The organism is Sagittula sp. P11 (assembly GCF_002814095.1).
GTDB lineage: Bacteria > Pseudomonadota > Alphaproteobacteria > Rhodobacterales > Rhodobacteraceae > Sagittula.
Genome location: NZ_CP021913.1, coordinates 1,515,421 through 1,536,071, shown reverse-complemented (window position 1 = coordinate 1,536,071; position 20,651 = coordinate 1,515,421). Strand labels below are relative to the sequence as shown.

At 67.5% G+C, this 20,651-nt stretch carries 10 protein-coding genes and 1 tRNA gene; 4 read left to right on the top strand and 7 right to left on the bottom strand.

Features of this window, described 5'->3' with window-relative positions; translation table 11 throughout:
• Window positions 1–82: 82 nt before the first annotated feature.
• Complete coding sequence (locus CDO87_RS07460; RefSeq protein WP_100928200.1) at window positions 83–1,153, bottom strand: class I SAM-dependent methyltransferase; 1,071 nt, start codon at window positions 1,151–1,153, stop codon at window positions 83–85.
• A complete protein-coding gene (gene lgt, locus CDO87_RS07455) occupies window positions 1,150–2,058 on the bottom strand; it encodes a prolipoprotein diacylglyceryl transferase (protein WP_100928199.1) in 909 nt (302 codons plus the stop codon). The genes CDO87_RS07460 and lgt overlap by 4 nt, the downstream gene beginning before the upstream one ends.
• Window positions 2,059–2,155: 97 nt before the next feature.
• Here lgt and CDO87_RS07450 point away from each other — a divergent pair, with 97 nt between their 5' ends.
• From CDO87_RS07450 to xylA, 3 genes are all read left to right on the top strand, one after another.
• Window positions 2,156–2,401 carry an accessory factor UbiK family protein gene (locus CDO87_RS07450; protein ID WP_100928198.1) on the top strand — a complete coding sequence of 82 codons (246 nt, stop codon included), beginning with the start codon at window positions 2,156–2,158 and terminating at the stop codon, window positions 2,399–2,401.
• A 257-nt stretch (window positions 2,402–2,658) separates the two neighbouring features.
• Window positions 2,659–4,110: a xylulokinase gene (gene xylB, locus CDO87_RS07445; protein ID WP_100928197.1), complete on the top strand. Its 1,452-nt coding sequence runs from the start codon at window positions 2,659–2,661 to the stop codon at window positions 4,108–4,110.
• A 26-nt stretch (window positions 4,111–4,136) separates the two neighbouring features.
• Entirely contained in the window at window positions 4,137–5,444 is a 1,308-nt protein-coding gene (gene xylA / locus CDO87_RS07440) for a xylose isomerase (protein ID WP_100928196.1), read from the top strand.
• Between the two features lie 227 nt (window positions 5,445–5,671).
• Here the strand turns inward: xylA and CDO87_RS07435 are convergent, their stop codons facing one another.
• The 4 genes from CDO87_RS07435 to dapF form a co-directional block, all read right to left on the bottom strand.
• The gene (locus tag CDO87_RS07435; protein ID WP_198521839.1) at window positions 5,672–6,394 is read right to left on the bottom strand and encodes a phosphatidylcholine/phosphatidylserine synthase; all 723 of its coding nucleotides are present in this window, start codon (window positions 6,392–6,394) and stop codon (window positions 5,672–5,674) included.
• Between the two features lie 231 nt (window positions 6,395–6,625).
• Window positions 6,626–7,249, bottom strand: a complete 624-nt coding sequence (locus CDO87_RS07430; RefSeq protein WP_100928195.1) for an FMN-binding negative transcriptional regulator — start codon at window positions 7,247–7,249, stop codon at window positions 6,626–6,628.
• Between the two features lie 112 nt (window positions 7,250–7,361).
• The gene (gene mtaB / locus CDO87_RS07425) at window positions 7,362–8,627 is read right to left on the bottom strand and encodes a tRNA (N(6)-L-threonylcarbamoyladenosine(37)-C(2))-methylthiotransferase MtaB (protein ID WP_100928194.1); all 1,266 of its coding nucleotides are present in this window, start codon (window positions 8,625–8,627) and stop codon (window positions 7,362–7,364) included.
• Entirely contained in the window at window positions 8,624–9,463 is an 840-nt protein-coding gene (gene dapF, locus CDO87_RS07420; protein WP_100928193.1) for a diaminopimelate epimerase, read from the bottom strand. The genes mtaB and dapF overlap by 4 nt, the downstream gene beginning before the upstream one ends.
• A 466-nt stretch (window positions 9,464–9,929) precedes the next feature.
• On the opposite strand from dapF, the gene CDO87_RS07415 reads away from it, so the two are divergent.
• A tRNA-Lys gene (locus tag CDO87_RS07415) sits at window positions 9,930–10,005 on the top strand.
• Between the two features lie 352 nt (window positions 10,006–10,357).
• On the opposite strand, the gene CDO87_RS07410 is transcribed toward CDO87_RS07415, so the two are convergent.
• Window positions 10,358–20,509 (bottom strand): Ig-like domain-containing protein, encoded by a 10,152-nt coding sequence (locus tag CDO87_RS07410; protein WP_100928192.1) that lies wholly within the window; start codon window positions 20,507–20,509, stop codon window positions 10,358–10,360.
• Between the last annotated feature and the right edge of the window lie 142 nt (window positions 20,510–20,651).

The following is a 20,651-nucleotide window of genomic DNA, read 5'->3' as shown; positions in this document are numbered from 1 at the left end:
TGCTGGCGTCAATCCGGGGTCGTCGTGCGTGCGGGCAGAGGGGCGGCGGGGGCGGGATACATGGCTTTCGGCGCGGCGGACATCAGGACGGATCGGGCAAACCGGTTCCGGGGGGCGGCGGCGCATCCTGCGGGAAGAGCGCCAGCACCTTGAACAGTGACCCCATTTCCGCGGGGTGCGTCAACCGCCGATGTGCGGCAACATGGCTTTCCAGCGCGGCCCCGCCCAGCCCGCGCGCCAGGGCCTGCGCACGCGCCGTGATCCCGAGATGTTCGAGGAACACGCCCTGCGGGGTCAGGGCACTGTGGGCGGCGGGGTGCGCGGCCCCTGCCAGCGCCTCGAAGTCGACATGCGCGGTCAGGTCGGCCTCCCCGGGGCTGTCGAAAGGTTCGGCGGGTTTGTGCCGGTACATCGCCTGGAAGGTGTCGCCGCGAGAGCGCCAGTCGCCGTAGTCGACGATCAGCGCCGCGCCGCCGTGGGCCGCGATGCGGCGGCCGATCTCCTGCGCGATGGCCTGTGCCGGGGCGCAGGTTTCGACGATCTGGCCGGGCTCGGTATCGGCCAGCCGGTGGTCGAGCGCCTCGTGCGGGGCGGGATCGGTGAGGCCGAGCACGGGCGCGCCGTCCTTCAGGCCGACGACCCGTTCCTGCCAGCCTTTCGCGTGGCGCTGGAACTGGCGGATCGGCAGGGCGTCGAAGAACTCGTTGGCGATCATGAACAGCGGCGCCTCGGGGAGGGAGACGACCGAATCGTGCCATGTCGCGCCGGGCAGGCGGCTGGCCTGTTCGGCACGCAGGGCGGGCGAGGTTTCCACCAGGTGCAGGGTCAGCGCATCGTGGAAGCCGGGCACGCGGGCGGTGGCGCGCAGGGCGTCGGCCATGAGCGTGCCGCGTCCGGGGCCGAGCTCGCACAGCACGAAGGGGTCGGGCGCGCCCTGGTCCAGCCAGCTTTGCGCCAGCGCGAGGCCGATCAGCTCGCCGAACATCTGGGAGATCTCCGGCGCGGTGGTGAAGTCGCCCCCAGCCCCCAGCGGATCGCGGGTGGCGTAATAGCCATGCTCCGGGTGCGAGAGGCACAGCGCCATGTAATCGGCCAGCGTGAGCGGCCCGGTGCGCGAGATCTGGCGGGTGACGATATCCTTGAGCGCGGTCATGCGGTGCGCGCACCGGCCCCGGACCTGCGCCGCCGCGCCCAGAGGATCAGGGCGAGACCGCCGAGGATCATCGGCAGGGTCAGGAGCTGGCCCATGGTCAGGCCGAAGCCGTCGATGTGCAGCGCAAGGCCGGTGGGGTTGCCGGGGCTGACGAACTGCGCGTCGGGCTGGCGGAAGAACTCCACCACGAAACGGGCGAGGCCGTAGCCCGCGAAGAACGTCCCGGCGACGACGCCCGGGGTCTTCAGCGCACCGCGCCGCACCAGCATGAGCAGGACGAGGCCGAGGAGCAGCCCTTCGAGCATTGCCTCGTAGATCTGCGAGGGGTGGCGGGCGCAGAGCTCTCCGATGGGCTGGCCGCAGGACTGGGCCATGTCGCCGGGAAAGATCACCGCCCAGGGCGCGTCGGAGGGGCGGCCCCAGAGCTCGGCGTTGACGAAGTTGGCGAGCCGCCCGAGCAGTAGCCCCGGCGGCGTGGCCAGCGCGAGCAGGTCGGCGGTGGGCAGCATGGGGATGCGGTTGCGGGCGCAGAAGATCAGCGTCGCGACGATGACCCCGAGGAGGCCGCCATGGAATGCCATGCCGCCCTGCCAGATCATCGGGATCTCGAGCGGGTGGCTCAGGTAGTAGCCCGGCATGTAGAACAGCACGAAGCCCAGCCGTCCGCCGATGATGACCCCGAGGATGATCCAGGTCAGCAGGTCCTCGACCTGGCGTGGCGTCATCGGCGGCGTGTCGGCGGGCCAGAGCGGGGCGCGTTTGAGCGCACTGACGGCCAGCCGCCAGCCGATCAGGATGCCCGCGATATAGGCCAGCGCGTACCAGCGCAGCGCGAATTCCATGCCGAAGGCGGAGACGGAGAAGACCTCGGACGAGAGGTTCGGGAAGGGGATGGCTGCGATCATGGATGCCTCTTGCCTGTGCTCCGGGGATGCCGTCAACCTTGAGCGTCGGGCCTTTGGTGTCCATATAGGTATGAAACGCAAAGCCGGAGTGACTTTCATGCAAACCCGCAACAAGGTTTTCGACGATCTGAGCCAGCTGATGACCAACGCCATGGGCGTGGCGCAGGGGGCGAGGGAAGAGGCGGAGACCGCCTTCAAGGGAATGGTGGACCGCTGGCTGGCGGACCGCGACTTCGTGACCCGCGAGGAATTCGACGCCGTCCGCGCCATGGCGCAGAAGGCGCGCGAGGAGAACGAGGCGCTGAAGGCGCGGCTGGACAAGCTGGAGTCGTCCTCGAAGTAAGGGATTGCGCCCTGCTGCCGCAGGTCGCCACGGGGCGGGCGCGGGGCTGACGCCCCGCGCCCGCTGCGTTTTCTGGGCTGTCCGGCGCATGATGTGCGGGGGCGCCTTCTGGGGCGCCGTGCTGCGAGGGGCCTGCCCCTCGCGCTCCCCGAGGTATTTGGACAAGGTGAAACGGGGCGGGCGCCCGGTTTCTGGTATACCGTTTGACTTGGCGGGCCGCTTCGGTGTTTGTGTCAGCGCAAACAGGGAGGTGAGCCATGTATCTCGGTCTGGATCTCGGGACATCGGGCCTGCGGGCGCTTCTGGTGGGCGAGGACGGCGCGCCGGTCGCGAGCGTGTCGGAAAGCTATCAGACCGCGCATCCCAATCCCGGCTGGTCGGAGCAGGACCCGGCGGTCTGGGTGGCGGCGGTCGATGCCGTGCTGACGCGGATGGCGGCGGAGCGTCCGGCGGACATGGCGGCGGTGCGGGGCATAGGCGTATCGGGGCACATGCACGGGGCGGTGTGCCTCGATGCCGGAGGTGTGGTGGTGCGGCCCTGCATCCTTTGGAACGACACCCGCAGCTTTGCCGAGGCGGCGGCGCTGGACGCGACCGACGGTGTGCGGTCCTTGTCCGGCAACATCGTCTTCCCCGGCTTCACCGCGCCGAAACTGGCGTGGATGGCCGCGCATGAGCCCGAGGCCTTCGCGCGCGTCGCGCATGTGGTGTTGCCCGCGGGCTACATGAACTTCCACCTGACCGGAGAGCTGTTCGCCGACATGTCCGACAGCGCCGGCACGTCCTGGCTGGACGTGGGCGCGCGCGACTGGTCCGGGCGGCTGCTGGAGGCGGGCGGCATGACGCGGGCGCAGATGCCGCGGCTGGTCGAAGGCTCCGAGGTGGGCGGGCAGTTGCGCCGCGATCTGGCCGAGCGCTGGGGCATGACCGGCACCGTGGCCGTCGTGGGCGGCGCGGGTGACAATGCGGCCTCGGCCTGCGGGGTCGGCGCGATGCGCGAGGGGCAGGGCTTCGTGTCGCTTGGCACCTCGGGCGTGCTGCTGACCGGGCGCGACGGCTATGCGCCGCTGCCGGAGAGCGCGGTCCACACTTTCTGCCACGCGGTGCCGGGGCAGTGGTACCAGATGGGGGTGATCCTCGCCGCGACGGATTCGCTGAACTGGCTGTCGCGGGTCACGGGGACGTCGCCCGCCGACCTGGCGCGCGAGCTGGGCGACGAGATCGCGGGGCCGGGGCGGCTGCGCTTCCTGCCGTATCTCTCGGGCGAGCGGACGCCGCACAACGACGCGCGCATCCGGGGCGGTTTCCTGAACATCGAGCAGGCGACGGACCGCCGCGCCATCACGCAAGCGGTGATGGAGGGCGTGGCCTTTGCGCTTGGCGACTGTGCGCTGGCCCTCGGCCAGACCGGGGTCCGGCTGCAGAGCCTTCTGGCGATCGGCGGCGGCGCGGCCTCGCGCTTCTGGGTGAAGACCATCGCCACGGTGCTGGGCGTGCCGCTTGACCTGCCGGAGGCCGGGGATTTCGGCGCGGCGCTGGGGGCGGCGCGGCTGGCCATGGTGGGCTGCGGTGCGGGCACGGTCGAGGAGGTCATGGTGGCCCCCGCCGTGCGCGAGACCGTCGCACCGGAGGCAGCCCTCGCGGACGCCTATGCCGAGGCCTTCGCGGCCTACCGCGCGACCTATCCGGCGGTGAAGGACCTGCCGTAACACGTATCCTTGGGAGGGGATTTGACATGACGACCGGATTTTTCGAGGGGATTGCGCCGCTTCGGTACGAGGGGGCCGACAGTGCGTCGGAGCTCTGCTTCCGGCATTACGACCCGGACGAGGTGGTGCTGGGCAAGCGGCTGGAGGAACACCTGCGCTTTGCCGTGGCGTGGTGGCATTCCTTTGCCTGGGAGGGGGGCGATCCCTTCGGCGGGCAGACCTTCGTGCGTCCCTGGCATCCGCAGGACGACATGGGCCGGGCGAAGATGAAGGCCGATGTTGCCTTCGAGATGTTCGACCTGCTGGGCGTGCCGTTCTACTGCTGGCATGACGCGGACCTCCGCCCCGAACAGGGCGACTACGCGAAGAACCTGAGCACGCTGGAAGAGATCACCGATTACATCGGCGAGAAGCAGGCGGCCTCGAAGGCGAAGCTCCTGTGGGGCACGGCGAACATGTTCTCGCACCGGCGCTGGATGGGCGGGGCCTCCACCAACCCCGATCCGGACGTGTTCGCCTATGCCGCCGCCACGGTGAAGGGCTGCATGGACGCGACCCACAAGCTGGGCGGCCAGAACTACGTGCTGTGGGGCGGGCGCGAGGGCTACGAGACGCTGCTGAACACCGACCTGAAGCAGGAGCTGGACCACATGGGCCGTTTCCTGTCGATGGTGGTCGACTACAAGCACAAGATCGGGTTCGAAGGCACGATCCTCGTGGAGCCGAAGCCGCAGGAGCCGTCGAAGCACCAGTACGACTTCGACGTGGCCACCTGCATCGGGTTCCTGCGCAAGTACGGGCTGGAAAACGAGGTGAAGCTGAACATCGAGCAGGGCCACGCGATCCTGGCCGGGCATTCCTTCGAACATGAGCTGGCGCTTGCCGCGGCGGAGGGGATGCTGGGGTCCATCGACATGAACCGCAACGACTACCAGTCCGGTTGGGACACCGACCAGTTCCCGAACAACGTGCCGGAGGTGGCGCTGGCCTACTACCACGTTCTGAAGGGCGGCGGCTTCACCACCGGGGGCACGAACTTCGACGCGAAGCTGCGGCGGCAGAGCATCGACCCGATCGACCTGATCGCGGGCCACGCGGGCGGCATGGACGTCTGCGCGCGGGGGCTGAAGGCGGCCGCGGCGATGATCGAGGACGGCGGGCTGGAGCAGGCGCTGGACGAGCGGTACGCCGGCTGGCAGAGCGAGGGGGCGCGGGCGATGCTGGGCTCCGACCTGGCGAGCATCCAGAAGCGGGTGCTGGACGAGCGGATCGAGCCGGAACCGCGCTCCGGCCGGCAGGAGCGGCTGGAGAACTACGTGAACCGCTTCGTCTGACGGCTGCGGCTGGCGGGGCTAGTGGCCAGGTCGCGGAGGCGCGCGTCGGTCAGGCGGGCGCCTTTGCAGGTCCTTGCCGGAACGGGCATGGCGCCTCACTGCGGACCCGATGTTTGAACGGGCTCTTTCATGCGGGAGGAAAATGTCGATGGCCCAGGTTGCTGCGGGAGATCTGGCGCCTGTCGCTGCACTGAGCCGCACCGGGAAAGGCGGCGCGAAGCCCCGCCCTACGATTTGTTCCGCGCCGGCACGATCTGCTGAACGATGCCCACGGCGATCAGGTAGACCGAGGTCACGACCAGACCCCAGTGGGCCCAGCTTTCCGGGTGGAACTCGACCCAGGCGGCCCAGCCCGCGAAGAACGTCCAGGCCAGCGCCACCGGCAGGGACAGTGCGCGCCAGCGCTCGGTCCGGACGGGGTGGATGAACTTCAGCGGCAGGAACATCGCGACCGCCAGAACGGTGATCAGCATGAGGATCACCCAGAACCCCGGCTTGATCGCGAAGAGCACGAGGATCAGCATGTTCCAGCAGCCCGGGAAACCATGGAATGAATTGTCGGTCGTCTTCATCCGGCTGTCGGCAAAATACATCGCGCTGGCGAAGGTGATGACGATGATCGCGAACCAGCCGGTCCAGCCGGGCAGCAGCCCGCTCTGGAAAAGCGCGAAGGCCGGGATGAACACGTAGGTCAGGTAGTCGATGATCAGGTCCAGGAGCACCCCGTCGAAGCGCGGCGCGTTGGTCTTGACGTCGTATTTCCGGGCCAGAGGTCCGTCCACGCCGTCGACCGCGAAGGCGATCACCAGCCAGAGGAACATCACCGGCCAGTTCTCCTGCACGGCCGCCAGCAGGGCGAGCATGGCGAAGACGGCGCCGGTGGCGGTCAGCAGGTGGACACAGAGGGCGCGGGCTTCGACGGTCACGGTGGACTTCAGGCTCGGGGTCATCGACCCGTCATGAAGGAAATCGGGTGGGAAAGCAAACGATCAGAAGGACGTGCCGCAGCCGACTGTTGGATGGGGGCTCCGCCCCCGCGGCCTCCGAAGAGGCCGCTCCCCCGAGGTATTTGGACCAAGATGAAGGGCAGGGCGGCGCTTCTGCCTTCATCTTGGCAAAAATACCTGACTTCGCGCCGAAGGCGCGCGGGTCGTCTCGCGGAACGCGAGGCGAAACCCGGCTCAGGTGCCGGACGGCGGGGTGCGCATGAGGTTGGCAAGATGCGCCAGATCGGAGCCGAAGCCTTCTTCCACGTGGTGGGCGGCGCTGCGGCGGGCGTCTTCGGGCTTGTTCTGGTTCAGCTTGAACGTGCTGTCGACCTGCGCGACCTGCAGCCGGAAAGGCAGGATCATGCGCAGGAAGCGGGCGGTCGTTTCCTCCGACATCTTGTCCATGGTCCAGGGTGTCTTGCCGGGGATGAACTCCTCGAAGGCGGCGGTCTGGCGGGCAAGCATGTCGGGCAGGTCCTCGGGCGGCAGCGGCTGCAAGGTGCCTGAAAGGTGCACGGCTACGTAGTTCCAGGTCGGCACCTGGTCGTCGAGGCCGTACCAGTCCGGCGAGACGTAACCATCCGGCCCGGTGACGGCCAGGGTCACTTCGCGCGGTTCGCGGCAGGCGCGGGCGATGGGGTTTGAGCGCGTCAGGTGCAGGTCGACCGTCCGGCCGTCCCCGGCCAGCAGGAAGGGCACATGCGCGAGGTGCGGCGCCGCGCTGGTCGAGAGGCAGAGCGTGCCGAAGGCCCGGCTGCGCGCGAAGTCGAGGGCGACGGTCTCTTCGGTCTGACGGAAGGCGGGATTGGTGTGCATGGGGTCTTGGGATCCGGTCTGGGGCCGCGGCGTTCGTCGCATGTGGCTTGCGCCGGGTAAAGCGTGGATCGTGCCGGGCGTCGGGCCAGAGGCGCGGCGTGGTGCCGAGGGCTCAGAGCGGCGTGGCGGTCAGCCGGGTGCCTTCGCTGCCGGTGATGCGCGCGGCGACAATCTGGCCGGTGGGTTGCGGCGTGGCGAAGGTGACCTCGGTGAATTGTTCCGTGCGGCCCATGTCGGGCGCTTCCATCAACACCTGCGCCGTGCGCCCCTCCTGCGCTGCGAGATGGCGGATCACGGCGGCGTCGCCAGCGGCGCGCAGGCGGGCGGCGCGGTCCTTGATCGTGGTGCCGTCCACCCGGTTGGGGATCTTGGCGGCCGGTGTGCCGGGCCGTGCCGAGTAGGGGAAGACGTGCAGCCACGTCAGGCCGCAGTCCTCCACCAGCCGCAGCGAGGCGTCGAAGTGTTCGTCCGTCTCGGTCGGGAAGCCCGCGATGATGTCGGCCCCGAAGGTCATGTCGGGGCGCAGGGCGCGCGCCTCCTCGCAGAAGCGGATGGCGTCGTCGCGCAGGTGGCGCCGCTTCATCCGCTTCAGGATCAGGTCGTGGCCGTGCTGCAGGGACAGATGCAGGTGTGGCATCAGGCGCGGCTCGGTCGCGATGGCCTGCATCAGCGCGTCGTCCGCCTCGATCGAGTCGATGGAGGAGATCCGCAGGCGCGGAATGTCGGTCAGCTTCATCAGCCGCAGCACAAGGTCGCCGAGCCGTGGCTGCCCGGGCAGGTCCGCGCCCCAGGACGTCAGGTCGACGCCGGTCAGCACGACCTCGTTGTAGCCCTCGTCGCGCAGCCGCTTCACCTGGTCGACCACCACCCCTGCCGGAACGGAGCGCGAGTTGCCGCGGCCGTAGGGGATGATGCAGAAGGTGCAGCGGTGGTCGCAGCCGTTCTGCACCTGCACGTAGGCGCGCGAGCGGGTGCCGAAGCCGTCGATCAGGTGGCCGGCGGTTTCCTCGACCGACATGATGTCGTTGACCAGCACGCGGGGCGTGTCGCCGATGAAATCGGGGGTCAGGCGGCGCCACGTCTCGGGCGCCATCTTCTCGGTGTTGCCGATGACGTGGGTGACCTCGTCCATCGCGGCAAAGCTGTCGGGGTCGATCTGCGCGGCGCAGCCGGTGACGATCAGCGGCGCGTCGGGGTTGTCGCGGCGCAGGCGGCGGATCTCCTTGCGGGCCTTGGCCACGGCCTCGGAGGTGACGGCGCAGGTGTTGACGATCACCGCGTCGGTCAGCCCGGCGTCGGCGGCGAGGCGCTTCATCGCTTCCGTCTCGTAGGCGTTGAGGCGGCAGCCCAGCGTGGTGAATCGGGGCGCGTCGGTCATTGGCCCAGCCATTCGGCGGTCAGCGTGCCGGTGAAGACATGCGAGGTGGGGCCGGTCATCCAGACGCCGTCCTCGCGCCAGTCGACCTGCAGCGTGCCGCCGTCGAGGTCGATGCGCACGGCGCACCCGGTCAGCCCCCGACGGGCGGCAGCGACGGCGGTGGCGCAGGACGAGGAACCGGAGGCCAGCGTCAGCCCCGCGCCGCGCTCCCAGACCCGCATCCGCAGGTGGTCGGGGCCGACAAGGCTCGCCACCTGCACGTTGGTGCGTTGCGGAAAAAGGGGGTGATGCTCGATGGCCGGGCCGAAGGTCGTGAGGTCCACGGCTTCTGCATCCGCCACGAAGAAGGTGCAGTGCGGGTTGCCCATGGAGGTCGCCACCGGATCGCCGTCGATGGGCAGGTGCAGGGTGTCCACCTCCTCCGCCAGCGGAATGCGCTGCCAGTCGAGGACCGGCGCGCCCATGTTCACGGAGGTCAGCCCGTTTCCGGCATCCACCGCATGCAGCGCGCCGTGGTCGGTGGTCAGGACAAGGCGGTCCTTGCCGGTCTCGGTCATCAGGTGCCGGGCGATGCAGCGGGTTGCGTTGCCGCAGGCCGCCGAGGTCGAGCCGTCCGAGTTCAGGAAAACGAGGTGCGCGTCCGCGTTGCGGCCCGGCTCGATCAGGGCGAGCTGGTCGAAACCCACGCCCATGTGCCGGTCCGCCAGCCGCATGGCCAGTTCGGGTGTCACCTGAACGGCGCGCGCACGGGCGTCGATGACAACGAAATCGTTGCCGAGCCCGTGCATCTTCATGAAGGGCAAGCCTGTGTCGCGCGCGTTGTCCATGGCGCGCATATACGCCCGAAGACCGACGCGCGCCAGAGGGGGTGGCAAGGCCGGCGGTCACTCCGTCGCGACGAGGAAACGCCGTTCGGTGGTATCGGCGGAAGCTTGGTGGTTCCTGGCCGTTGGTGGGCCGGGCCGCGGTCGGGCAGAGGCGGGTGGCCAGCGGGTTGGGTAGGCCTGCGAGGCCCGGGTGCCTTTGGCGATTGTGGCTGGGTCTGTGTCCGCTATTCATCGGTCTGGTCGACGCGGGAGAGAGCGGCCGGTGGAGCACTCCGACGAAGACGAGCGGCAGCACGACCGGACGGTCATGTCGCCAGCGGCTGATTCCCTGTGACAGCGGCGCCATAGACGTTCCCGACATGTGCTTTTTCGTTTATACACAAGCCATTCGACGATACTGCCCATAGTCAGAGAAAAAGCCGGATATCGGGGTTGACGGGATTCGCAGTTGTGACTAGACAGCGCTCCACACAGTGGGCCGTTAGCTCAGTTGGTAGAGCAACTGACTTTTAATCAGTGGGTCGCAGGTTCGAATCCTGCACGGCTCACCACTGACTTCCCGGAATGACGGCACATGATCGTCGATGCGAACGGGTTCAGTTACCTTCCTTACATGACCGACCGTGGTTCTGGTGCCTTTAGGGCTGCGGCAAGGAGTGCCGTGTGGCGTCCGGCGGGCTTCGGAGCAGACGGATCTTGCGGGGCGGCGGTGCGTTGAGCGCCAACGTATGCGAATCGTGTACTTTTGGTGCCGATTGCATAAGGGGAGTTTTCGTCTGGGTCGCCTCCCGGCCAGTGAAAGATCGGGACGTGCCGCATCCTGCGCAACCTTAGAAAGCTGCGACAGCAGTTTGTGGGACCGGGGCAGGAAAGGCAGACGCCGCGCAAAGCGGCGTCCCCCCCTCATGTCACGGATATGAGCCCGTCGTCGAAGGTTGTCGTGGTGGTCGCCAATTGGCCGTTCGCATCGTACTCGAAGACCCGCTGCATCCAGTCGTAGACGTCGTCGGAGTCGACCGTCGTGCCCTCGGTCCGGAGGCCGTCGACGAAGGTCTCCGTGTAGATGCGCCCGTCGTCGTAGGTTGTCACGAACTCGTCCGGGTTGCCGCTGGTGTCGAAGGTGCGGTCCTGACGGGTCCAGACGAAGGCGTCCTCGGCGTCGATCACGCTGTGGGCGGTGCGGATGCCATCGGTGTAGGTGGTCGTCGCGATGCGGCCATCGTCGAACACGGTTTCCCGGGACAGACGCACGCCGTTCGCGTCGAAGGTGTCCGTGGTCGCGCTGCTGGACAGGACCTTGCCGTCGGCCCGGGTCAGGACCGTTTCCCAGCTGCCATCATCGAGGAAGGTCGCGGTCCGCACGCGGCCATTGTCGTAGGTCGTCACGTATTCCGCCGGGGCGCCGCTGGCGTCGAAGACTTGGTCCTTGCGGGCCCAGCCGAAGGCGTCGTCGTGGTCGACGATGGAATGGCTCGCGCGCTTGCCGCCGGTGAAGGTGGTCGTGGCGATGCGGCCGTCATCGAAGACGGTCTCGCGCTCTGTCCGTGCGCCGTCGTCGTCGAAGGTCGTGGTGGTCACGTTGCCTTTCAGGATCGCGTCGTCGGGGCCGCGCAGCACGGTTTCCCACTGTCCGTCGCCAAGGTAGGTGCGGGTCCGGACGCTGCCGTCGTCGTAGGTGGTCGAGAAGCCGACCGGGGTGCCGTCCGCGTCGAAGCTGCGGGTCTTCTGCGCCCAGTCGAAACTGTCGCCTCCGTCGCTGATCGTGTAGGTGGCGCGCGTGCCGTCGACGTAGGTGGTGGTGGCGGTGCGGCCATCGTCGAAGACCGTCTGCCGCGTGGCGGGCTGGCCTTCGCCGTCGAAGGTGGTGGTGGTCTCATTGCTCCAGCGGATGCTGTCGTCGGGACCGCGCATGACGGTTTCCCAGCGGCCCGGCTCGATCAGGGTGCCGGTGCGGATGCGCCCGTCGTCGTAGGTTATCGCGTATTCCAGTGGCGCACCGTTTGCGTCGTAGGTGCGGTCCTGCCGCGCCCAGGCAAAGACATCGTCGCTGTCCACAACGGAATAGGCGGCCCGGCGCCCGCCCTCGTAGGTGGTCTCGGCGACGCGGCCGTTGTCGAAGGTCACCTGGACCTGGGATTTCCGCCCCTGCGCGTTGAAGGTCGTGGCCTTGCTTGTCCACGGGCGGAGGTTGTCCTCTGCCTCGCCATCCACAAGCGTCGTCACCCGGTTCACGTAGACATCGACGCTGGCCGAGGTGCGGTGGCCAAGCGCGTTGGCGATCTCGTAGGTGAAGCTGTCCGCTCCATGGTAGCCCGCGGTGGGCGTGTAGACGATCCGGCCGTCCTGCGCGGTGACGGTGCCGTGGCTGCCCTGCGCGACGGAGGCGATGGTCGGCACGCCGCCGTTGCCGTCCGCGTCGTTGTCCAGCACGTCGATGGTGACGGCGCTGTCCTGCGCGGTGGTCACGCTGTCGTCCTGCGCGGTGGGCAGGTAGGTGTTCACCGCCGTGACCGTCAGGGTCTGCGCCGAACTTGCCACGCCGTCCGAGGCCGTCACGATCAGCGCGTAGTCGGAGGTTCCCGCCGCGCTATTGGGCAGGAGCTCGGCCACGTTGCCGGCATAGGCGATCTCGCCCGTCGCCGGGTCGATGGTGAAGAGCCCCGCATCCGCACCCGAAAGCGAGAAGGTGACCGCGTGGCCCTGCGCGTCGGTGGCGCTGGCGGTGTAGACCGGCCCGGCCTGTCCCTGTGTCAGGGTCACCGCCGTGTCGGCGGGCAGGGCGGGGGCGGTGTTCACGAGGTCCGCAATGGCATGATCCGAAGTCGTCACCCCGTCCGTCAGGCGCAGCGTCTGGATGTTCTCCAGCCGGTCCGTGCCCTCGCCGGCCGAGCTGACCTGGTACACGCCGCCGCCCAGGTCGGTGACGAAAAGGCCGGACAGCGGGGTCCGGTACACGGCCACGTTGTCGTCTGGTCCGGTCGACCCGAGGATGGTGTCGTCGCCCGCGCCGCCCTCGGCCGTGTCGTTGCCTGCGCCAAGGGTGATGTGGTCGTTGCCGGCCCCGCCGGACACGTTGTCGTTTCCGGCCCCGGCGCCGATCGTGTCGCGCCCGCCATTGCCGGTGAGCGTGTCGTCCAGCGCGCCGCCACGCAGGTTGTCGTGGCCCGATCCGCCTTCGAGGTCGAACTGCTCCACTTTGGCGAAGGTCTGGTAGACGTAGCCGTATGCGTCGACGTAAACCCGGTAGTAGACCGACCCGTCGGACTGCGGATGGTAGGTGATGCCGTTGGTGGCCGTCCTCCAGTCCAGGGTCAACAGGTCGGTGCCCGTGCCGCCATCGAAGTAGCCCGATCCGATGGCGAGCAGGTCGGTGGCGAAATGGTCGTCGCCCGCGCCGCTGCTGAACCAGTTCGACAGGTTGAACCAGTTGACGTGCGAGGCAACGCCCCGCGTGTCGAGCGTGTCGTTGCCCGCCCCGGTCGCGAGGTGGATCTGTTCGATGCCGGAGACGCGCGTCTCGTTCTCCGTTCCGGCGTGGAACACCGCTTCGGCGGTCTGCGCGTCGGCCAGGATCAGGGAAATGTCCTCTGCCGGGTCGATCTCGGTCCCGGGGGCGAACCGCATGTCGAGCTGCAGCCAGTCATGGCCTTCGCCCGCGATGATCGTGTCGCCCTTGTCCGCGCCGTAGATCCGGTCGTTGCCGCCGTTGGAGACGAAGCGATCCCGCCCGCCAATGGCGCGCAGGCTGTCGTTGCCGGAGCCGGAGGTGATGTCCAGTTCCTCGAGGTCCGAGAAGTACTGGTAGATGTAACCCCAGCCGTTCAGGTAGCCGCGATACCATGTGCTGCTGGAATTGCTCTGGTACTCGACGGCGTTGGCGGTGGCCGACCAGTCGATGGTCAGCCTGTCGTATCCCGCCCCGGCCACGAAGTTCGCCGTGCCGCGCGACAGGTGATCGGTCAGATAGGCGTCGTCACCCGCGCCTGCGTCGAAGTGGTTGTTGTAGCCGAACAGGTCGTAGGTCGAAAAGACGCCGCGCGCGTCGAAGGTGTCGTTGCCCGCGCCGGTGTAGAGGTGGATCTGCTCGATACCCTGTAGTTGCGTCTCGTCCTCGGTGCCCGCGTAGTAGGTCGCCGTGTCCGACTGCAGGTCGAGCAGGTTGACGGTGATATCCTCTGCCGGGTCGATCTCGCTCGCGGGATCGAAGCGCAGGTCGAGCGACACCCAGTCGTGACCCTCGCCCGCGATGATCGTGTCGCCTTTGTCCGCGCTGTGGATACGGTCGTTGCCGCCGTTGGTGACGAAACGGTCCCGCCCGCCGATGGCGCGCAGATTGTCGCCACCCGAACCGGAGGTGATATCGATTTCTTCGATGTCCGAGAAGTACTGGTAGATGTAACCCCAGCCGTTCACGTAGCCGCGATACCACGTGCTGCTGGAGTTGCTCTGGAATTCGACGGCGTTGGCGGTGGCCGACCAGTCGATGGTCAGCTTGTCGTAGCCCGCCCCGGCCACGAAGTTTCCAGTGCCGCGCGACAGGTGATCGGTCAGGTAGGCGTCGTCGCCTTCGCCCGCATCGAAGTGATTGCTGTAGGTGAAGTAATCGCTGGAGGACGCCACTCCGCGCGCGTCGAAGGTGTCGTTGCCCGCGCCGGTGTAGAGGTGGATCTGCTCGATCCCCTGCAATTGCGTCTCGTCGGCGGTGCCCGCGTAATAGGTCGCGGTGTTCGACTGCAGGTCGAGCAGGTTGACGGTGATGTCGTCTGCCGGGTCGGTCTCCGTCGCGGGATCGAAGCGCAGGTCGAGCGACACCCAGTCGTGGCCCTCACCCGCGATGATCGTGTCGCCTTTGTCCGCGCTGTGGATGCGGTCGTTGCCGCCGTTGGTGACGAAACGGTCCCGCCCACCGATGGCGCGCAGGCTGTCGTTGCCAGACCCGGAGGTGATGTCGATCTCTTCGATGTCCGAGAAATACTGGTAGATGTAACCCCAGCCGTTCACGTAGCCGCGATACCACGTGCTGCTGGAGTTGCTTTGGTACTCGACGGCATTGCCGGTGGCCGACCAGTCGATGGTCAGCTTGTCATAACCCGCCCCGGCCACGAAGTTCCCTGTGCCGCGCGACAGGTGATCGGTCAGGTAGGCGTCGTCTCCTTCGCCCGCATCGAAGTGATTGCTGTAGGTGAAGTAATCGCTGGAGGACGCCACGCCCCGCGCGTCGAAGGTGTCGTTGCCCGCGCCGGTGTAGAGGTGGATCTGCTCGATCCCCTGCAATTGCGTCTCGTCGGCGGTGCCCGCGTAATAGGTCGCGGTGTTCGACTGCAGGTCGAGCAGGTTGACGGTGATATCCTCTGCCGGATCGGTCTCGGTCGCGGGATCGAAGCGCAGGTCGAGCGATACCCAGTCGTGGCCTTCGCCCGCGATGATGGTGTCGCCCTTGTCGGTGCCGTGGATGCGGTCGTTGCCGCCCTGCGTGATGAAGCGATCCCGGCCGCCGATGGCATAGAGAATGTCGCTGCCTGCGCCGGTCTTGATGTCGATCTCTTCGATGTCCGAATAGTAGAGGTAGGTGTACCCGTAGTTGTCGACGTAGGTCCGGTAAAAGGTGTCGGTCGAATTGGACAACAGCGTGGTGGCGTGGAGCGTCGCGCTCCAGTCGAGGATCAGCTTGTCGTAGCCCTCACCGGCCACGAACCGCGAGAAACCGAGCGCGCTGAGGTCGGTGGCGAACAGGTCGTCCCCATCGGCTGCGTCGAAGTAGTTGCTCTTGTTGAATACGTTGTAGTTCGATCCCACGCCGCGCGTGTCGACGGTATCGTTGCCCGCGCCGGTGTAGAGCGTGAACTGCTCAATGCCCTGGACGTGCGTTTCGTCGCCGGTGCCGGCAAAGAAAACAGCTTCTGCGGAGGCGATGTCCGCCAGGACAAGAGAGATGTCCTCCGCCGGGTCGGTCTCTGTCGTCGGGTCGAAACGCAGGTCGAGGTGGGCCCAGTCGTGACCTTCGCCCGCAACGATTGTGTCGCCCTTGTCCGCGCCGTGGATGCGGTCGTTGCCGCCCTGCGTGATGAAGCGGTCGCGGCCGCCCACGGCATAGAGTTCATCGCTGCCTGCGCCGGTCTCGATGTGGATCTCTTCGATGTCGGAGTAGTGCTGGTAGACGTAGCCGAAGTTGTCGGCGTAGGTCCGGTAGAAGGTGCCGCCCGAGTTCGACGTCAGGTTCACTAGGTATTTCGCCGTGCTCCAGTCGAGGATCAACCTGTCATAGCCCGCGCCCGCGGTGAACACGGTGGCCCCGAGCGCCAGCAGGTCGGTGGCGAAGGTGTCGTCGCCATCGCCGGAATCGAAGGCGTTCGAGGTGTTGAAGTGGTTGCTGCTGGAGGCGACGCCGCGCGTGTCCAAGAGGTCGTTGCCCGACCCGGTGGTCAGGCGGATCTGCTCGATCCCCTCCCAGCGGGTTTCGACCGCGGTGCCGGCATTGACCGTGACCGTCCCGTCTTGCGTATCGGCAAGCCGCAGCGTGAAGTCGAGCCCGAGGTCCACGTCGTCTGCCGTGCGCACGGTCGCGTAGACGAGGTCATGCCCCGCCCCGCCGGACACGTCCAGCGCGCCGCGATAGCCGTACAGCCGGTCGCTGCCGCCGTTGCCGTGCAGCGTGTCGTCGAGGTCGCCGCCGACCAAGGTGTCCGATCCGGCGCCGCCCTGCAGGTCGAAGGCCTCGATGCCGTCGAAGTAGACATAGGTGTAACCGAAGTTGTCGACGTGCGTGCGATAATAGGTGCCGCCGGAGTTGCTCGTGTAGTTGATGGTTCCGGTCGCGTCGGACCAGTCCATCCGCATGATGTCGGCGGTGCCGAGGTCGCCGTGGATGTAGTTTGACCCCAGCGAGGCAAGCGACAGCCGCAGGTCGTCGTCGCCGTCGTCGCCGTTCATCACGGCACGTCCGCCCGCACCCGCGATGATCGTGTCGTTGCCGTCTCCGCCGCTGATGGTGTCGCCGTAGGCGTTGCCGGTGATCCGGTTGTCCAGCGCGTTGCCGGTGATCGCCATGGCGCGGGCGTTGTCTGTGACGGTCAGGTCCTCGACGGCCACGGCCTGCACCGACATGTCGAAGCTTCCCGTCCCGGCAGAGAGCAGTTCGATCAGGTCGTGGCCGTCGCTGTCCGCGATCGAATCCAGTGCGTTGTCGACGACGTAGGTGTCGTCTCCGCCGCCGCCGATCATCGTGTCCTCTCCGGCGAGGCCGTTCAGCCGGTCGTTGCCCGCCGTGCCGGTAAGGGTGTTGTCGAGCGCGTTGCCGGTCGCGGTGCGGGCTGTGCCGAAGAGGGTCAGGTCCTCGATGTTCTGCTGGCTCGAGGTGTCGAGCGACCAGTCCACCCAGGCCTCGACAAGGTCGGTGCCGGTGCCGATCTCGGTCACCTGCTCTGCGGCGTGGTCCACCACGTAGGTGTCGTCGCCATCGCCGCCGACCAGCGTGTCCGCGCCCGCCCCGCCGTCGAGGCTGTCGTTGCCGGTGCCGCCCCAGAGGGTGTCGCTGCCCGCCGCGCCCAGCAGCGTGTCACCGCCGCCAAGCCCGTAGAGTTCGTTGTCGGTGTCGTCGCCGATCAGCGTGTCGCCGTGGGCGGAGCCTTCGATCTCTTCGATGCTGACGTAGGTGTCGCCCTCGGCATCGCCGCCGGACTGGGTGGCCTCTGTCAGGTCGATCAGCACCGCCGAGGCCGCGCTGCGATAGCTGGCCCGGTCGCGTCCGGCGCCGCCGAAGTAGGCATCCGCCCCGCCCTTGCCTTCGAGCGTGTCGTCGCCGTCAGCGCCAACCAGCGTCTGGTCTAGCGCGTTGCCGGTCAGGTCGCCGTCGGTCACCGAGTCGTCGACATAGAGCGTCTCGATGTCGTGCCAGGCGTCGAGCGCGAAGGTCGAGAGCTTGGAGATCACAGCATCGGCGCCGTTCCCGGCGGTCTCGACGATCTCGTCGACCAGATTGTCGACCACGTAGGTATCGTCGCCGCCGAGACCGATCATGCTGTCGGCACCGGACTGGCCGTCCAGCCACTCGCCCGCGGCCGAGCCGTTCAGCGTGTCGTCGCCTGCCCCGCCGTAGAGCGATCCGCCGGGCAATGCCGACTGGTTCGCGGTCAGCACGTTGGCGTTATCGTTGCCCGTGCCGGAGATGGCGCTGCCGATCAGGGTCAGGTTCTCGATCTGGTACTGGCTGCCGGTGGCGATGGACCAGCTGATCGCCGCGCGCACCTCGTCCACACCGCCCGCCGCGGCACTGACCGTCCCGTTGCCGATCTCGCCGTAGCGGTTCTCGTCCACCACGTCGCCGGTATCGTCGACGAAGTACACGTCATCGCCCATCGCGCCGACCATGGTGTCTGCGCCGGTGCCGCCGTCCAGCGTGTCGGCACCCTCCGATCCCAGAAGCACGTCGTCGCCCCCGGCGCCCGCGACGGAATCGTCGCCCAGCAGGCCGATCAGCATTTCGTTCCCGGCGCTGCCGGTCAGCGTGTCGCGGTGGTTGGAGCCCTGAAGCACCTCGATCTGGGACAGGCTGTCGCCCTCGGCGCTGCCGCCCGTGCCGTTCCCGGTCCCGAGGTTCACGTTCACCCCGGCGGAGGACAGGACATAGGTCACCATGTCCTCCCCGTCGCCGCCGACGATGGTGTCGGCACCGTTGCCGCCATAGAACAGGTCGTCGCCGATCCCGCCGGAGAGGTTGTCGTCGCCGTCGCGCCCGAAGAGCGTGTCGTTGCCGTCGCCGCCTTCCAGCGTGTCGTCACCGGCGCCACCCGCGAGCATGTCGTGGCCGGCATCGCCCGAAAGCTGCGCGGCGATGGACAGCGTCTCGGCCAGAACAAGCTGGTCGCTCTCCGCCCCTCCGGCCGCAAGCAGCAGCGCGACGCCGCCGTAGGTCTCGGCATAGCCATTGATCGAGACGGTGACGTCGCTGCCGCCGGCAGAGCTGACATAGACCACCTCTGCGCCATCCGCGGCGTCGCCGACCAGCCGGTTGCCCGCGAGCGCGCCGGTGTTCAGGGTCAGCGTGCCACCCGACAGTGCGCCCAGCCCCAGCGTGGAGGTGGAGGTCGCCAGCGCCGCGCGCCCGGAAAAGTTGAAGTCCGCCAGGGTGAACTGCGGTGTCTCCAGCCGGAAAAGGTCGCCGCCCAGCACTTTCGCGGCCAGCGACAGCCCGGCGGTGATCGACCCGGAGGCGTCGAAGGCGCTGAACGGGTTGGATGTGATCGCCGTCAGGAACTCGTCGTAGTACAGCCTTCCCGGTTCGCTCTGGATGCCATCCGCGATGTCGAGGTTGATCGTCCCGGTGATGTTGCCGCCGCCGTAGATGCTGGCGATATAGGCGTCGAGCGAGGCGCCGAGGTCGATGGTGGCAGAGACGGAGGCCTCCGGCCCGGCGCCGTCGATGATGTAGAGCCCGTTGAGTGCATCCAGAACGGATGCGCCCGGGGCGGCCAGTCCGCGTGTGCTGTAGCCGAAGGCGAGATCGAACGCGGCGCCGATGGATCCGCCGATGTTGACCGTTATGCCCGGGAAGATCGGCAGGTTGATCAGGCTGTCGCCGCCCACCTCGAAGTCGACCGTGGGGAAGTAGATCTCCACGAGGTCGGCGTCGCCGCCCAGCAGCAGGGATAGCGCCTGGCCCGGATCCTGTAGGATCGGCAGGGCAAAGCTGGTGCCCTCGATCATCTCCTGCAGCATGTCCTTCGGCGTCGTGCCATCCGCCCCGGCGGCGCCCCAGTCGCTGCCGGACACGTTGGCGACCACGTCCGACAGGTTGTCCGCCAGCCCCTGCAGGTCGAGGTCCGAATCCGCCAGCTTGAACGCAAGCGCCCGCACGTCCTGCCCGGTCTCCAGCGCGTAATCGCCGAAGTTGAGACCCGCCTCGCCGAGGTTGACGGAGGACAGGTATTCCGCCCATTTGACCACGTCTTCGGCCAGCTCGATGAAGTCCTCGAGCGGGCGCAGGTCGAAGTTCGGCGCCGCCAGCCTGACGAGATCCAGGAGGTTGACCGTGCCGTCGCCGGTCAGGTCCAGCGTCTCTTGCCAGTCGGGAAAGTACTTCAGGAAGGGGATGTCGGCGGTGATGACCTCAAGCGCCTTGCCCACGGGTTCGATCAGCGGCTCGATCGCGTCGAAGATCGGCAGCATGACGTTTTCGAGGAAGGTCCCAAGGTCCAGCGTCACGTCCCTCAGGACGACGGTCGGCAGGTTGCCGAAGCTGATGTTCTGATCGCCCGGCGTCACGGTGGCGTTGACGAACTGCCAGTCCACGTCCAGCACGGTAGAGACGGAGGGCAGGGCGCCGGTGCCGAAATCTGCGGCGAGCGAAAGGGAGATATCGGCGTCGCCGGTCAGCAGGACGTTCAGGAAATCCTGCGACAGCTCCGACAGGCGCAGCATGCCGTCGCCATTCGGGTCGATCAGGTCGACGGCAAAGTCGAGGTCGAGATCGGACCCGGCATCGGCGACGATGTAATTCAGGACGCCGATATTGGCGGTCGCCGCGAAATCGACCGAGGTCGTCCCCAGCGACAGGTCCACTCCCGAGCCGGCGGTTTCGATGAAGAAGCCCGCAGCATCCACCCCGAGCGTCAGGTTCAGCGCGGCGGCTGCGGCGACCTCTGCGGTGCCCGAAAGCGACAGGCCCAGGCCGGGCAGGGCGAGGTCGCCCGCAAGGCCGAGGTGAGCGGTTTCCTCGCCGCTGGCGCCCAGTGTCAGCGTGACGCTGTCGGTGCCGACGCTGGCGCTGACCACGACGCCGGACAGGCCGAGCGAAGACAGGGCGTTGGCGACCTCGATTTCCAGTTCCGCGGCGGTGTAAGAGGCCGCCCCCGACAGCGCCGACAGGGCGTTCAGAAGGGCGGTGCGCACGTCGCCGACCACCTGCGTCGCGTCGTTCACGGACCCGCCGAGGCTGGTCCCGATCAGCGGGAGCGTTTCGGCCAGGGCCTGCGTGGCATAGGCTGTGTTCAGGGCGGAGAGGGCGGTCGACGCGCTGGTGCGAAGCTCGTCGATCTGCGACTGGGAAATCGTGGGCAAGAGAAAAATTTCCTCAAAACGGCCCACGGAAAAACGGGGCACTGAGACATAAATTGCACAAAGTTCTGCCCGATTTCGGTCAATTCGCGCAAGTTTTGAACTTGTCTATGAATGCGGTAATTGGGCCTTATGCGATGATTGC